The sequence below is a fragment of the Streptomyces sp. NPDC041205 genome (assembly GCF_055591765.1).
This window is the reverse complement of record NZ_JBVIZH010000008.1, coordinates 155,048-169,088: the sequence shown is the minus strand read 5'-3', so window position 1 is coordinate 169,088 and position 14,041 is coordinate 155,048. Positions and strand designations below refer to the sequence as shown.

Here is a 14,041-nt window from a genome sequence, read left to right as displayed (position 1 = left end):
GAGGCTCCGGCCACCGCCGGGCCCCGTCCCCGTCCCCTCGTGACCCCGGGAGAGAACCCCCAATGGCCCCCTTCACCCGTCGCAGAGCCCTGGGCACCCTCGGTGCCGCCTTCGCGACCGCCGTCGCCGCGCCCCAACTCGCCCACGCCGCCGACGGCTCACCGTCCGGTGACCTCCCCGCCGCCGAGCCCGCCGGCGCGGCCCGCCACCCGCGCCCCCGCCCCCTCGCCCAGGCCCACGCGCACAACGACTACGAACACCCCCGCCCCCTCCTGGACGCCCTCGACCACCGCTTCACCAGCGTCGAGGCCGACATCTTCCTCGTCGGCGGGAAACTCCTGGTCGCCCACGACCCGGAGGACCTGGACCCGAACCGCACCCTCGAATCGCTCTACCTCGACCCGCTGGCGGCCCGCGTCCGCGCCAACCACGGGTCGGTGTACCGGCGTTGGCACGGTGAGTTCCAGCTCCTCATCGACATCAAGACCGAGGGCGCGTCGACGTACCGCGAACTGGACCTGCACCTGCGCCGCTACCGGCACCTGTTCACCACGTACGCGCACGGCAAGGTCCGCCGTTCCGCCGTCACCGCCGTGATCTCCGGCGACCGCGCGGCCCGTGTGCCGATGGAGGCCCAGCGGGTCCGGCGTGCCTTCTACGACGGCCGCCTCGCCGATCTCGGTACCGCAGCGCCCGCCTCGTTCATCCCTCTCATCAGCGACAACTGGTCGCTCAACTTCACCTGGCAGGGCGTCGGCCCGATCCCGCCCGCCGAGCGCCAGAAGCTGCGGGGCATCGTCTCCGCGGCGCACAAGCGCGGGCAGCGCGTCCGCTTCTGGGCCACGCCCGACCTGGCGGGCCCGCAGCGCGACGCCGTGTGGGGCGAACTGCTCGCCGCCGGTGTCGACCACCTCAACACCGACGACCTCGCCGGACTCCAGCGCTTCCTGGACGCGCGCGGAAGGTAACGGCCGGGCCCTCGCATTCCCGCGGAACCACCCGTCCGGCGGACACACATCTCACCCGGACAAACCCTCCGCTACGCCACACTTGCCGCCGAAAGTCGTGATTCCGGCGTGGCGGAGGAGGTCCGTGATGGCCGTTTCGATTTCCGTGGGGCTGCTGCTCCTGATCCTGGCGGTGGTCGTGCTGCGCCACGGCCGGATGAAGGTGTCGCACGCCGTGATCTGCGGCCTGCTCGGCTTCTACCTGGCGAGCACGAGCGTGGCGCCCACGATCCACAACGGGATGACGGCGACGGCGGACATCGTCAGCGGTATCCACCCCTGACTGATTCCTCATGCTGCTCGACAAGCAGCATGAGGAATCAGTCGGGCGATCACGGACGTGTCCGTGCGGTGCGCCCTCCGAAGCCTGCTAGCAGGCCCTGATGTCGTCCTCGCATCCTTCGACATCGTCTGGGGCGATGGTGTCCAGGCGCCAAAGGAACAGGCCGGCGCCGTCCTTCACCGGTTCCGCGCTGATCTTGAAAGGTTCGCCCGGCGGGATGTCGAACTGGTCGGCTTCGGGGTCTCCGCATCCGATGGAGGGCGCCGTCCGGTTCCCAGGCCCGCGCGGTGGCGCCCTGCACGCGCGCTCGCCGCACCCGCCCTTGCTGCTCCCGGCCTCGTTCCGGTCATGATCATTGCGGCCGCGTGAACAACTCCCTTACGCGCATGGACACTTCAAGGAGTCGGTCCTAGCTTCGGGCCATGCCACGCCTTACCCGAAGTAACCGCGGCCGGGCCCTCGCGCTGTGCCTCACCTTGACGGCGGCCGTCCTGCCGGCCCTCGCCGTCCCGGCACACGCCGACGAGATCCCCAACGCGCCCGGCCACCGGCTCGTCGCCCCGTACACCGGACAGCCCGCCCCGGCCCGCCCGGTCCCCGGCGACCCGCCGCCGCAGCACCCCTACCTCGCGGCCAACGGCCGCAGCGGCATGCACGCCGACGCGGCGGGCAGCGGCACCTACCCCTGGAACGGCCCGCTCGGCCGCCAACCGCGCGTGACCAGCGAGAAGATGGCCGCGCTCGGGGGTGAGTGCGCGACCGTCACCTTCGACAAGGACGGGCGGATCGTCACCGTCTGCGGCACCTTCTCTGGATTCCTCGTGAAGCTGCTCGACCCCGGGAGCCTGCGCACCCTCGCCGAGTACAAGCTGCCGCAGCGCCCCTCCACCATCGAGGCCATCACCCGGCTCGACTTCTCGAAGATCTTCAAGGACACGTCGGGCGGCGCCTACTCCTACCTGGACGACAAGGACCGGCTCGTCCTCGCCGACTCCCGCCAGCACATCGTGCGGCTCGCGCACGAACGGGCCCCCGACGGCACTTGGCGGTTCGTCGTCGAGGACGACTGGGACCTGACCGCGCACGTCCCGCACGACTGCGTGTCGTGGACGAACCTGTACCCCAGCGGCACCTGCGACCCGGTCACCTCCGTCATGCCCGACTGGGACGGCCGGATCTGGTGGGTGACCCGGCAGGGCCGCGTCGGGACCCTCCACCCGGACAGCGGCGCGATCCGCTCCGTGCGGCTCGGCGGAGAGGAGATCCAGAACTCGTTCTCCGTCGCCGATGACGGCATCTCGATCGTCTCCGACCACGCCCTGTACAGCTTCGAGGCCGCCGCCGACGGCACCCCGAAGGTCCTCTGGCGCCGCACCTACGACCGCGGCACCGGCACCAAACCCGGCTCGGTGAACCAGGGTTCGGGCACCACGCCCGACCTCTTCGGCACCGACGAGGACTACGTGGCCATCACCGACAACGCCGACGACCGCATGCACGTCCTCGTCTACCGCCGCGACCCCGACGTACCCGAGAGCCGCCGTCTGGTCTGCCAGGTCCCCGTGTTCGGATCCGGCGCGTCGACCACCGACAACTCCCTGATCAGCCACGGCAACAGCCTCGTCGTGGAGAACAACTACGGCTACGAGAACATCACCTCGCTCACCTTCGGCCGCAGCGTCGTCGGCGGCGTCAGCCGCATCGACGTGCGCGCGGACGGCAGCGGCTGCGACACCGTGTGGGAGAGCCCCGTGCGCTCGCCGTCCACCGTCCCCAAGCTGTCGACCACGAACGGGCTGCTCTACTTCTACACGAAGGAACCCGACCGTCTAGGCATCGACGCCTGGTACCTGACCGCGGTCGACTTCCGCACCGGCGAGCCCCGCTGGAAGCGGCTCACCGGCACGGGCGTCGCGTACGACAACAACTGGGCGCCCGTGACGCTCGGCCCGGACGGGACGGCGTACGTCGGGGTGTTCAACGGTCTGGTGGCGGTGCGGGACGGGGCTCAGTAGGAAGGGCGCCCCGCACCGCTACGCCGACTACGTACGGGAGAACACCGCGATGCCGTTGGGAACCGGGCGTTCCGCGCCGCCGCTCGGATGGTTGCGCACCGAGACCGCGGGCGCGCCCGGCTCCCGCGCGGCCAGCGTGCTGGAGCCGCCGCCGTCCAGGCTGAAGCCGTCGGCGGCGCCGAGGGCGCGCAGGGAGGCGGCGACCTCGGCGATCGTCAGACCGGCGCGGAACTCGGGGGCGCCGTCCAGGGCGACGAGGTACAGGCGCCTGCCGTCGGCGGAGATGCCCGCGGAGGTGCGCACCGCCGCGACCCGGTCGTCGAGTCCGGGCAGCGGCGCGCCGCCGCGCAGGAGCGGGTAGCCGCCGAGCGCGAAGCTGTACGGGACGCGTGACGTCGCCGCGACCAGGCGGTGGCGCACCCGCACCGGCTCGCCGGGCGACAGCTTGCGCAGCTCCTGCGCGCCCGCCTCGCGGCCGACGAGGACCGTGGTGCCCTCGGCGATGGGGCCGCGGCCCGGAGCGTCGGCCTGGCCCACGACCCGGCCGTGACGCACCGTCACCTCGTAGGTGTCGGTGCTGCACGGCGCGCCCCGGTCGGTGTCGGTGCCGCAGGTGGCCCGCACGCGGGAGGTCTGGCCCCAGGCGCTGGTGAACGCGCCGATGGAACCCTCCGCGAGCGCGTACTGGTTGAGGCCGCGCAGCGGCAGGCGGCCCGAGCGGGTGTGGATCCGGCCGTCCAGAGCCATGCGGTCGAGGCGGGCCCTGCGGTCGATGCCCACGCCCAGGACGTCCTCGGTGGTCGTGCCGGGCGGCAGCGCCGGGCCGAAGCGCTGGCCGTTGGGCACCGCGGCCTTCAGGTCGCGGCCCGACGCGATGGCGGGGCCGACGGGCGCGCCGGTCGCCTCCACCCCGGGGTGCTGGGTCTCCGTGATGTTGAAGAAGTCGCCGTTGACGCCCGCGACGGCCCCGGCGGAGTCCGCCATCGCGGACACCGCCTGCCGGGAGCCGACCGCGCCGGGGTGGAGCAGCCCGACGCGGACCCGCGGATCGCGCAGGTTCACCTCGAGGACGTGGGCGTGTGCCGGGCCGCGCGGGGTGGGGATGTCGAAGTCCCGGTACTCCACACCGGGCGCGATGAGCGTGCTCGCCGCCGCGCCGTCGCCGGGAGCGCCGCTGGCCGGTGCCGCCCCCGTGAGGGCGGCACCGGCCAGCGTGGTCAGGGCGGTGAGGACGGCGAGGGGGCCTCTTCGGGCCGCCCATCGCCGGGTGCCGGTTCTGCGCCGGCCACTACGTCGCGTACACCGTGTCACAGGTCCCCCTCGTCTCGGACGGGCTGCCAACTGTCCCAGTGGCAGGAGGAGTTGACCAGACGGCGATGGCTATGTCCCGACGAGCCGGGAACGGATCAGGAAACGCACCCCTTCGGGCGCCTCCAGGGAGAAGCCGCTGCCCCGGCCCTCCACGACGTCGACGATCAGCCGGGTGTGACTCCACACCTCGAACTGGCTCTTGGACATCCAGAACCGTACTGGCTCCGCCACCCCCGCCACGTCGAGCGACGCGAGCAGAACGTCGGAGTCACCCGTGCGGAACTCACCGTCGGGGTAGCACATCGGCGCGCTGCCGTCGCAGCAGCCGCCGGACTGATGGAACATCAGCGGACCGTGGGCCGCCCGCAGCCGTCGCAGCAGATCGGCGGCGGCAGCGGTGAGTTCCACGCGCGGGGTGTCGGCCATGGGTGATCGCACTCCTCCGGACGGCGGACGCCGCACCGTGACGGCGCGGCTGGTCCAGTCAACGCGGCGGGACGTTGCGAGGAGGTTGCGGCGGTCGCGGGGCGTGCGGGGGGCGTGCGCAAGCGGAGGGGCGGCGCGCGAGAAAACAGGGGGAGGACCGGAGCAAGAAGTGGCCGGGAAGACGGATGGGCGGGCGGCCCGCGGGCCGCCCGCCCATCCGTGCCGCTGCGTCAGCCGATCGGCTCGCGCATCTCCTCGCGCACCTTGAGCGTCGTCTCCGCGAGCGCGTCGAGGTCGATGCCCTCGGGGTCCTGCGTGGCGCTCTTGGGGGTGACCTCGCCCACCGCCGCGCCGGTGTTGTCATCGGCCCAGGCGCACAGCGGAACGTTGCTCGTCACGCCGTTCTGCGACGACTTCAGGACCTGGCAGCGCACGGTGAGGTCCGAGCCCTTGGGGGTGATGTCCCGGGCGGGGACGGCGACCGAGGCGCCCTCCGCGTCGGCGGATCCCTTCATCAGGTCCGAACGCGCCTTGCCGGGATCCTTGAACCGCCCGTACATCCCGGAGATCACGAGCGCGTCCGTCGCGTTCGTGCCCTTGCCCGTGAACTGGCCCACGACCGCCTTCGGGTCCCGGACGTTGGAGCGGCCCTTGTTCTCCTCGACCACTTCCCGGCCCGCCGTGTCCGAGAGGTCCTGCGCGAGCTTGTACTTCCCGCCGAGCAGCTCACTCGGCATGCGCAGCCGGTACTTTGCCTCCGGGAACCCGACATCCGTGGTGTTGCCGATCACGGCGAGCGCGACGAGGATCACGATGATGGCGCCCACGACACCGCCGACGATGCCGAGGATCTTGCCGGTGCGGCGCCCGCCCTGCGGCGGTCCGCCGTACGGCGCGCCCCAGGGCGCGGGCCCAGGAGCAGCGGGATAGGGCGCGTGCTGGCCGTAGGGCGGGGCCTGCTGCGGGTACTGCGGCGGGGCGTACGGCGACGGCGGAGGCTGCTGCCCGTAGGGGCCCTGAGCGGGGCCGAACCCTTGCGGGGGCGGTGGTGGCGGCGTGGACATGCCGACACGCTACGTCACACTTGTGACGGTACGACAACCGGCCCGGCGGCGGCCGCCCCGGGCTCCGTGCGGCCCGCCTCGGAACCCGCCGTCGGCCCGATGACTCCAGGCCGATGTCCGCGGGCCGCAGCAGGGCCCGGCGGGCGCGCAGGAACGGCCCGAGCGGGTGCCGGCTCTCCATGCCCCTCACGTCAGGCACGGTTCGCGGCGGGGCGGAAGGCGGGAGGGTGGGCGCGGTGCTCCCACCTTGATCGGTCGGTCATGGACAGCGGGCGACACCGTTGTGCCGGGATGAGCACAAGGTGCGTGCTGTTGCTGTCATATGCCCGGGCGCGGGCGGACAGGACGGCAGGCTGCGCGGGATGGGCGTACAGGATGTGCACACGGTTCTCACGGCGCTGGGAGCGGCCTTCTCGGGAGTGGCGGCTCTCGCGGCCGTCGTGGTGGCGCGCTGGCAGACGGTGTTCGGGTGGCGTGTCGCCCTGGAGTCGGTGGGCTCGCAGGCGGCCGTGGAGCGGGAGTTGCGGCTTGAGGCGCAGCGGTGCGAGGCGTGGACGGTGTTCCTGCGCGCCGCGGACGCGTTCGCCGACGTGGTGTGGCGGCTGGGGGAGATCGACGCGCGGTCCCGTGCGGAGGCGCTGCGGTCCCGGAGCGAGGCGCTGACGGAGGCGTGTTCGGGGCTGCGGGTGCTCGGTCCTGAGTGCGTCGTGCGGCACGCGGACGCGGTGCGGGAGCGGTGCGCGCGCATGGAGCGGTACGCCGCCCGGCGGGCCGTGGTGCGGTCCGCGCTGCGTGCCCTGGAGCGGCGGTGGTGTCCGGGGAACGCCGAGTGGTGCGAGGACGACGCCCACGGCTGCGCCTTCGTCGCCCACGACTTGTTGGAGGGGTGGGGCAGCCGGGACGAGGACGACCGCCCCGACGACCTGGACTTCCTGGAGTACCTGATCAGGGGGAGCGGCGTCCTGGCGGACGACGGCGCGCCGGTGGAGAGCGGCGTCCTGACGGAGGACGACCTGCGGCGGCTGCTCGCCGTCGCGGGCGACCCCGTGTCCTGGGACTGCCTGGCCGCCGAGGACCGCTGGCTGCGGCCACGGACCGGGTTCGACGAGGAGCGGGGCGCGTTCGTCGCGTCGGTGCGGGCCCTTCTGGCCGACAGCGGGCGGGCGGGGGCGGGGCGGACGCCCGCGTAGACGGCGGCCCTCTAGGCTTCCACCCGGCCCAGCCCGACCCCGATCCCAGGAGCGCGCACCGTGTTCGACGCCGTACCGGAGAACCCCTACCCCGACGGCCCGCGGCCCGATCAGGCACCCGCGCCGCACGCGCTGCTCGCGCCGGTGCTCGGGCTCCTCGGCACCTGGCACGGCCGGGGGCAGGGCACTTACCCGACGCTCGCCGCCGACTTCACGTACGCGCAGGAGGTCACCTTCAGCCACGACGGCCGCCCCTTCCTCCGCTACGAGGCCCGCGCCTGGCTCCTCGACGCCGACGACGCGCCGTTGCGTCCTTCGGCGCGGGAGAGCGGCTGGTGGCGGCTGCAGCCCGACGGCCGGGTGGAGGCGCTGATCACCCAGCCGACGGGCATCGCGGAGATCTCGGTGGGCCGGGCGGCCGACGGCACCGTCGACCTCAGCACCCACGAGGTGGCCCGCACCCCCACCGCCAAGGAGGTCGACGCCACCCGCCGCCGCTACACCCTGGCCGACGACACGCTCACGTTCGTCCACGACCTCGCGGCCGTCGGCCAGCCGTTGCAGCACCATCTGCGGGCGGTGTTGCGACGCAAGGGGTAGGTCCTGTGCTCGTGCGCGTGACGCAAGGGGTAGCCCTGTGCGCGTGACGCCCGGGGGCCGTGGCAGCCCGACGGAGTAGGGGGTGTCCGGGTTGAGGGGGTCGTGCTCGGCGTGGCGGGGCCGCTCGTGGCGCGTTCGGGGTGCCTCTGTGGTGGGGTTCCGCCATGAGTTCGCTTCCGCGGCGCGGGTTCCTGACCTTGGGAGGCGCGGCGCTGTTCTCCCTCGGGGCCGCGCCCCCGCCTGCCGGGCCCGGGCCCGAGAAGTCGGTGGGCGGCGGCTCGCGCATGCTTTGCCCTCACCTTCGATGACGGCCCCAGTCTTCCTTCCACGCCTGCTGGAAGCCGGGTACGAGTTCACGACGCCTGACGCGCACCCACCGGCCGCCCGCGCCGGGTAGGCCGGTGAGGCCATCCTGCGCGGACGGCCGGTGGCCGTCAGGTGCCGTCAGCCGCTGTACCGCAGGGAGATCGTGTCCCCGAGCTTGATCTCCTTGTTCCGCGCGGCGGCAGCCGCCGTCGCGCCGTCGACGCTCGCCTTCCAGGTCGAACCACCGCTGTTGGCCTTGCCGTTGAGAGCCGTGATCGTGCCGGTGCCGCTGCCCGGCGTGACGGACGTGACGCAGCCCGCCGGGGTGGCCGAGGAGGACGCCGCGTCCAGGACCGCGCCGAGCGTGGTGGTCTTGGCGGTCGGCGTGAAGGCGACGGAGCAAACCTTGAGCGAGGTCCCGTCGTCGACGGTCAGGGCCAGGCTCGTCGCGGTGCCCGGTGTGAAGCCGGAGGTGGCGACCCAGCGGGACGCGCCCGCTGTCGTCGGGGCCGGCGGGGCCGTCATGAAGCCGCCTCCGGCCACGGCCCGCAGACCGTCGATGGAGGCGTACGCGGACGGCGTGGTGTCGGTCGGCAGATACTTGAAGCCGCCGCCCGGCTTGAACTGCTGGGCGATGAGGAAGTCCACCGGGGTCTTGCCCGCGGGTGTGAGGAAGTCGCCGGTCTGCGGGTTGATGCCGCAGGCGTTGAGGCCGGAGACGGCCCAGCCGTTGGAGTCGGTGTTCGCGCCGAACATGGCGGCGAAGGCACCGGAGTTGTTGATGAGCTTCGACTTCAGGAACGCCCTGGCCCTGGTGATGGCGGGGTCGGTCGCGGGCACCCCGGACACGCACAGCGAGGCCATCGCGGCGCCGGTCATGTCGATGTCGCCGGGCGTGGCCAGCGCGTCGGGGTCGCCCTCGGCCCTGCCGAAGTTCCAACCGCCGTCGTTGTGCTGGTTGGCGCGGACCGTGGCGACGGACCTGTCGAGCAGGGCCTGCGGCACGCGCTTGGCGCCGGACTGGGTCCTGGCGCCGCCGAGCGAGATCAGCGCGAAGACCGTGCCGTTGAAGTTGGACGGCGAACCCCAGTAGCCCGGCGCGGAGTTCTGCCAGTGCGCGTAGGTGTCCGCGACCAGGTTGCGGCTCGCCGAGACCCGGGCCGGGTCGATGCCCGCTGAGTAGGCGTTGATGATGCCGCGTTCGTAGTCGGTGACGACCGGCGAGGTGCCCGGCCAGCCCGCCGCCGCCAGGTGCGCGCGGTACACGGCGCGGGCGTTCTTCGAGGTGTCGCCGCCGGGGCTGACGTCGGCGGCCGCCGTACCCGCCGAGGCGAACGCCGAGAACGCCCACTCGTTGGACAGGCCCGCGCCCGCGTACGAACCGTCCGCGCCCTGCAGGGATCTGAGATAGCTCACGCCGTTCGTCTTGGACGTGGCTATCTGACCGGGGGACGCGGTGGCGGCCGCGGGGAGCGCGGTCAGGACGAGGGCGCCCACCGCGCCGAGGGCGGTGGGTACGGCGAGGAGGGTGCGGCGGGCGGCACGGGATGAGGTCATGTCGGGGGCTCCCGGGAGAGGGGGCGGCGGCCTCACGTACCCCCGCGGCCGGTCCCCTGTGCGCGGACCCGGGCCGGACGACACGCGGCCGTCGCCCGAGCGCGTGGGGTCGACGTCCATTGACGCTGGCCGTTCGGGCATTCGGGCTCGGCCCGGCTCCCTGCCGGTCCACACCGCTGCGCGTCAGCTCTGGGTTCGCACCAGATTCCCCCGATCGGCAGCACAGGACGGTACTCGAACCTCACACAACCCGCACACCCTTGCCACCACATTCGCAACTGTGCTCTAATTCGGCCGATTCCAAGCTCAGTCATCAGGGGAAGCCGGTCGAAGTCCGGCGCTGACCCGCAACCGTAGGTTCGCCGAGCACCTCAAGTGCCCGGCGGGCGAGCCGGATTACCTGGACTGAGGGCAAGCGATTGACGCCGTCGCGGACTACGGCGTGGTTCGGACGGTATCTCCACGCGGGCCCCCGGCCCCGGACCTGCCACCACGCGCACTCCGCAGCGGCAGACGCCCAGGGGGCAGTGGTGGGGCAGGGAACCGGACGGGTCCGGAGCATACGCACGAGAGGCGTCGCGCTGTTGTGCGCGGCCGTGACAGCGCTGGGCGGCGGCGTCCTGCTGCTCGGCCCGGCCACTCCCGCCGCGGCCGATCCGATGAACTCCTGCACCCGCACCAAGGGCGCGGTCGTCGCGGTGGACTTCGCCGACTGGGGCGGCGGTGTGGTGCGCGGCTGCGACGCCACCCCGACGACCGGCTACGACCTGCTGCACGAGGCCGGATTCAGCACCGAGGGCACCGAGCACGACGGGCCCGCGTTCATCTGCCGCCTCGGCCACAAGAAGTTCGACTCCGGCAAGCAGTACCCGACGCCGGGCCAGGAGAAGTGCAGGCTCACCCCGCCCGCCACGGCCTACTGGTCGTACTGGATCGCTCCGCCCGGCCAGGACTACTGGACGTACAGCCCGCTCGGCGCCATGAGCCAGAAGCCGAAGAACGGCTCCGTCGAGGCCTGGGTGTTCGGCGCCACCGACCCCGACGGCACCAGCGGCGGCCCCACGTTCACCCCCGCCCAGGTGCGCGCGGGCGGCCAGACCGACCCCGGTGACAACCCGCCCGACGTCAAGCCCGGCAAGGTCGACCTGAAGGCCGCGGACACCTGGCTCAAGAGCCGGCTCACCGAGGGCGACCACGTCCGCGACGAGGGCGCCGAGAACGCCAACCTCCACCAGACGGCGAACACCGCCCTGGCCCTCGCGGCCACCGGCGGCCGCAGCGCCACCCTCGACCGGATGAAGTCCTATCTCGCCGCCCGCACCGAGGAGTTCGCCTACCCGCAGGGCGCCGCCAAGGCCCCGAGCCCCATGGGCGCGGCCCTGCTCGCGCTCCTCGCCGAGAGCACCGAGGGCGACCCGCACTCCTTCGGCGGCCACAACCTGGCCGGTGACCTCGGCAAGAGCGTGTGCACCGCGGGCGGCACCGCCGACTGCGTCGCCAAGGGCGACTTCCCCGCCGTCGGCGACGTGGAGACCCAGGCCCTCGCCGTGCTCGCGCTGCACCGCGCGGGCCGGAAGATCCCCGCCGACGCCGTCGCGCGCGTCGCCGCCCACCAGTGCAAGGACGGCGGCTTCAGCCCGACGCTGCTGCGGGACGGCGACACCTGCTCCTACAGCGACCCCGCCACCACGCCGTACGCGACCATCGCCCTCCAACAGGCGGGCGGCCACGCCGACGCCGTGGCGAAGGCCCGCAAGAACCTGCGCGGCGCCCAGCTCCCCACCGGCGCCGTCGCCGCCTACCCGGGCGTGACCACCGGAGACGTCACCGCCACCGCCAGGTCCGCCCAGGCGATGCGGCTCCTCGGCGACACGGTCCGCGCGGACGCCGCCGTGTCCTGGCTGTCGCGGCAGCAGACGAAGTCCGGCGGCTTCGGCTCCGACGAGGGCGCCACCGACCCGGTGATCTTCCCGACCTGGGCCGCCGCGTTCGCGGGCGCGCGCACCAGCCTCGCCGCGCTCACCACGAAGCGCCCGGACCAGACGAAGCCGCCCGTCGACCCGACCAAGCCGCCCACCGACCCGGCCGACCCGGACCCGGTGAAGCCGCCGACCCCCGGTGTGAAGCCGCCGTGGCGCGCCGGCGAGGGCCCCGACCTGAAGAAGGGCACCGCCTACCTCACGGCGGGCTCCCGGCTGAAGAAGGGCCACTACTACGAGAACGTCGCAGGGACCGGCTTCGCCGACTACGGCCTGACCATCGACGGCGCCTACGCGCTGGCCGCCACGGGCACGAACAACAACGTGCTGCGCGGGATCGTCGACTTCCTCGACGGCAAGGGCAAGGACGCGAGCTCCGGGCGGCGCACCGTCAACGACTGGACGGGCGTGGGCACCTCGCACGCGGCCGGAGGCTCCATCGGCAAGGTCGCGGTGCTCGCCCAGGCCGTCGGCCGCGATCCGCGCGACTTCGCCGGGCACGACCTGATCGCGGCCCTCGGCAAGGCCGTGTGCAAGAAGAAGAGCCAGGGCGCGGACCGCAGCTGCGCGGCCAAGGGCGCCTACCGGTACGCCCCCTCGGTGTTCTCGCAGTCCCTCGCCGTCATCGCGCAGTTGCGCGCGGGCGAGAAGCGGGCGGCCGCGGCCCCGGTCACGTACCTGCGGAGCCTGCAGAAGACCTCCGGCGCCTGGCCGAGCCTCATCCCGCCGACCGGTGACTCCGAGGTCGACTCCACCGCCATGGCCGCGATGGCCCTTGACCTCGCCGGTGACACCCGCTCCGAGAAGGCCGTCACCAAGGCCCTGAAGTGGATCGCGTCCAAGCAGCTCCGCAGCGGAGGGTTCCCCGGCGCGTCCGGTGACTCCGTCAACTCCGCGGCCCTCGCGGTCCAGGGCCTCTCCCTGGACGCCCCGAAGTACAAGACCCAGATCAAGAAGGCCCGGAAGTTCCTGGCCAAGCAGCAGAACCGGGACGGCGGCTTCAACGTGGCGGCGGGCGGACAGCGCGGCTCCGACGTCCGTGCCTCGACGCAGGCGCTCGGCGGCGCCATGGGCACTTCGTTCGGCACGCTCGTACGCGACCTGGACGGCACCCGGCCGCAGCCGCCGGGCGCTTCCGGGGAAGGCCCCTCGGACGCCCCCGGTGACGGGGGCGGCACCGGCACCGACATCGTCACCCCTGGAAGCGGCCCGGACGGATCCGCGGGGGAGGACAGCCCGACCGGGCCCCTCGCCTCGACCGGCGCCCAGGTGACGGGGCTCGCCCTCGCCGCCGTCGTCCTGTGCCTCGCGGGCTGGCGCACCCTCGTCGTGGCCCGCCGCCGCGGCGGACTCGCGGGAGGCGGCCAGTGATCCGCCGCTTCCTGCGCACGGCCCTGAGCGCGGCGGGAGCCCTCGCCCTGGCGGCGGGCGCGCTCGCCGCCACCACGGGCCAGGCCACCGCCGCGCCCCGGCCCATCGGGCAGTGCACCACCCGGTCCGGGGCGGTGCTCGCCGTCGACTTCAGCGACTGGGGCGGGCCGATCCTGCGCTCCTGCGGCACTACGCCCACCACCGGCTACGAACTGCTCAACCAGGGCGGCTGGCGCACCACCGGCACCGGCCACGACGGCCCCGCGTTCATCTGCCGGATCGGCTACAGCGGCTACAAGGGCGGCAAGCAGTTCCCCACGCCCGCGCAGGACGACTGCGTCCTCACCCCGCCCGCCACCGCCTACTGGTCGTACTGGCACGCCGACCCGGGCGAGAACACCTGGGAGTACAGCCAGCTCGGCGCCATGCTCTACAAGCCCAAGCCGGGCAGCGTCGACCTGTGGATCTTCGACGGCACCAACATCGAGGGCACCAAGGGCCGTCCCACGGTCAGCCCCGATCAACTGCGCGCCCGCAACACCCGCCCCACCGGCGGCAAGGCACCCGCCCCGCACGAGACGAAGACCGCGAAGCCGCTGCCGCCCGGCGTCGACACCGGCCCCGCCCCCGAGCGCCCCGTGACGGAGAAGCCCGCCCCCAAGCCGAAGAAGGACAAGAAGAAGGAGAAGGCGAAGCCGAAGCGCGAGAAGTCGCCGTCGCCCTCCGCCACCAAGAAGCCCTCGCCGTCGGCGGGTTCCTCCGAGGCGAAGGCCGCGCCGAGCCCGTCCACCAAGGTCGTCGACGCCGCCCCGGCCGCCGACGCCGACCACGACTCCGGCTCGTACGTACCGGCCGCCCTCACCTGCGCCCTGGTGCTGCTTGTCGGCGGTGCGGGCGCGTACGCGGCCAAGCGCCGCCGCCGTACGGAGTAG

The 14,041-nt window shown here is 73.3% G+C and carries 11 protein-coding genes and 1 riboswitch; of the genes, 7 read left to right on the top strand and 4 right to left on the bottom strand.

Going from position 1 to position 14,041, the window contains the following annotated elements; translation table 11 throughout:
- Positions 1-62 precede the first annotated feature (62 nt).
- From ACZ6BG_RS30490 to ACZ6BG_RS30480, 3 genes are all read left to right on the top strand, one after another.
- On the top strand, positions 63-968 hold the full coding sequence (locus tag ACZ6BG_RS30490; RefSeq protein ID WP_469007449.1) for a phosphatidylinositol-specific phospholipase C/glycerophosphodiester phosphodiesterase family protein: 906 nt from the start codon (positions 63-65) through the stop codon (positions 966-968).
- A gap of 127 nt (positions 969-1,095) precedes the next feature.
- Positions 1,096-1,290: a hypothetical protein gene (locus ACZ6BG_RS30485; RefSeq protein ID WP_190119224.1), complete on the top strand. Its 195-nt coding sequence runs from the start codon at positions 1,096-1,098 to the stop codon at positions 1,288-1,290.
- A gap of 422 nt (positions 1,291-1,712) precedes the next feature.
- Positions 1,713-3,305, top strand: a complete 1,593-nt coding sequence (locus ACZ6BG_RS30480) for a hypothetical protein (protein WP_469007448.1) — start codon at positions 1,713-1,715, stop codon at positions 3,303-3,305.
- A 27-nt stretch (positions 3,306-3,332) separates the two neighbouring features.
- Here ACZ6BG_RS30480 and ACZ6BG_RS30475 read toward each other — a convergent pair whose 3' ends face one another.
- From ACZ6BG_RS30475 to ACZ6BG_RS30465, 3 genes are all read right to left on the bottom strand, one after another.
- Positions 3,333-4,616, bottom strand: coding sequence for a phosphodiester glycosidase family protein (locus ACZ6BG_RS30475; RefSeq protein ID WP_469007447.1), 1,284 nt, complete (start codon positions 4,614-4,616; stop codon positions 3,333-3,335).
- 69 nt (positions 4,617-4,685) lie between these two features.
- Positions 4,686-5,042, bottom strand: coding sequence for a DUF779 domain-containing protein (locus ACZ6BG_RS30470; protein WP_385719407.1), 357 nt, complete (start codon positions 5,040-5,042; stop codon positions 4,686-4,688).
- Between the two features lie 230 nt (positions 5,043-5,272).
- Complete coding sequence (locus ACZ6BG_RS30465) at positions 5,273-6,106, bottom strand: hypothetical protein (protein WP_469007446.1); 834 nt, start codon at positions 6,104-6,106, stop codon at positions 5,273-5,275.
- Positions 6,107-6,468: 362 nt separating this feature from the next.
- On the opposite strand from ACZ6BG_RS30465, the gene ACZ6BG_RS30460 reads away from it, so the two are divergent.
- Positions 6,469-7,296: a hypothetical protein gene (locus ACZ6BG_RS30460; protein WP_469007445.1), complete on the top strand. Its 828-nt coding sequence runs from the start codon at positions 6,469-6,471 to the stop codon at positions 7,294-7,296.
- Positions 7,297-7,356: 60 nt separating this feature from the next.
- Positions 7,357-7,896: a heme-binding beta-barrel domain-containing protein gene (locus ACZ6BG_RS30455; RefSeq protein WP_469007444.1), complete on the top strand. Its 540-nt coding sequence runs from the start codon at positions 7,357-7,359 to the stop codon at positions 7,894-7,896.
- A gap of 444 nt (positions 7,897-8,340) precedes the next feature.
- Here ACZ6BG_RS30455 and ACZ6BG_RS30450 read toward each other — a convergent pair whose 3' ends face one another.
- Positions 8,341-9,759: a hypothetical protein gene (locus ACZ6BG_RS30450; RefSeq protein ID WP_469007443.1), complete on the bottom strand. Its 1,419-nt coding sequence runs from the start codon at positions 9,757-9,759 to the stop codon at positions 8,341-8,343.
- A gap of 115 nt (positions 9,760-9,874) precedes the next feature.
- A riboswitch (cobalamin riboswitch) is annotated at positions 9,875-10,023 on the bottom strand.
- 395 nt (positions 10,024-10,418) lie between these two features.
- Between ACZ6BG_RS30450 and ACZ6BG_RS30445 the strand changes: the two genes are divergently transcribed.
- Entirely contained in the window at positions 10,419-13,109 is a 2,691-nt protein-coding gene (locus tag ACZ6BG_RS30445; protein ID WP_469007684.1) for a prenyltransferase/squalene oxidase repeat-containing protein, read from the top strand.
- Positions 13,106-14,041, top strand: a complete 936-nt coding sequence (locus ACZ6BG_RS30440) for a hypothetical protein (protein WP_469007442.1) — start codon at positions 13,106-13,108, stop codon at positions 14,039-14,041. Before ACZ6BG_RS30445 ends, ACZ6BG_RS30440 begins: the two co-directional genes overlap by 4 nt.

Excerpts from the sequence above, each read along its gene's own strand:
- ACZ6BG_RS30490 (WP_469007449.1), top strand. The coding sequence starts at position 63 with ATGGCCCCCTTCACCCGTCGCAGAGCCCTGGGCACCCTCGGTGCCGCC.
- ACZ6BG_RS30485 (WP_190119224.1), top strand. The coding sequence starts at position 1,096 with ATGGCCGTTTCGATTTCCGTGGGGCTGCTGCTCCTGATCCTGGCGGTG.
- ACZ6BG_RS30480 (WP_469007448.1), top strand. The coding sequence starts at position 1,713 with ATGCCACGCCTTACCCGAAGTAACCGCGGCCGGGCCCTCGCGCTGTGC.
- ACZ6BG_RS30470 (WP_385719407.1), bottom strand. The coding sequence starts at position 5,042 with ATGGCCGACACCCCGCGCGTGGAACTCACCGCTGCCGCCGCCGATCTG.
- ACZ6BG_RS30465 (WP_469007446.1), bottom strand. The coding sequence starts at position 6,106 with ATGTCCACGCCGCCACCACCGCCCCCGCAAGGGTTCGGCCCCGCTCAG.
- ACZ6BG_RS30460 (WP_469007445.1), top strand. The coding sequence starts at position 6,469 with ATGGGCGTACAGGATGTGCACACGGTTCTCACGGCGCTGGGAGCGGCC.
- ACZ6BG_RS30450 (WP_469007443.1), bottom strand. The coding sequence starts at position 9,759 with ATGACCTCATCCCGTGCCGCCCGCCGCACCCTCCTCGCCGTACCCACC.
- ACZ6BG_RS30445 (WP_469007684.1), top strand. The coding sequence starts at position 10,419 with ATGAACTCCTGCACCCGCACCAAGGGCGCGGTCGTCGCGGTGGACTTC.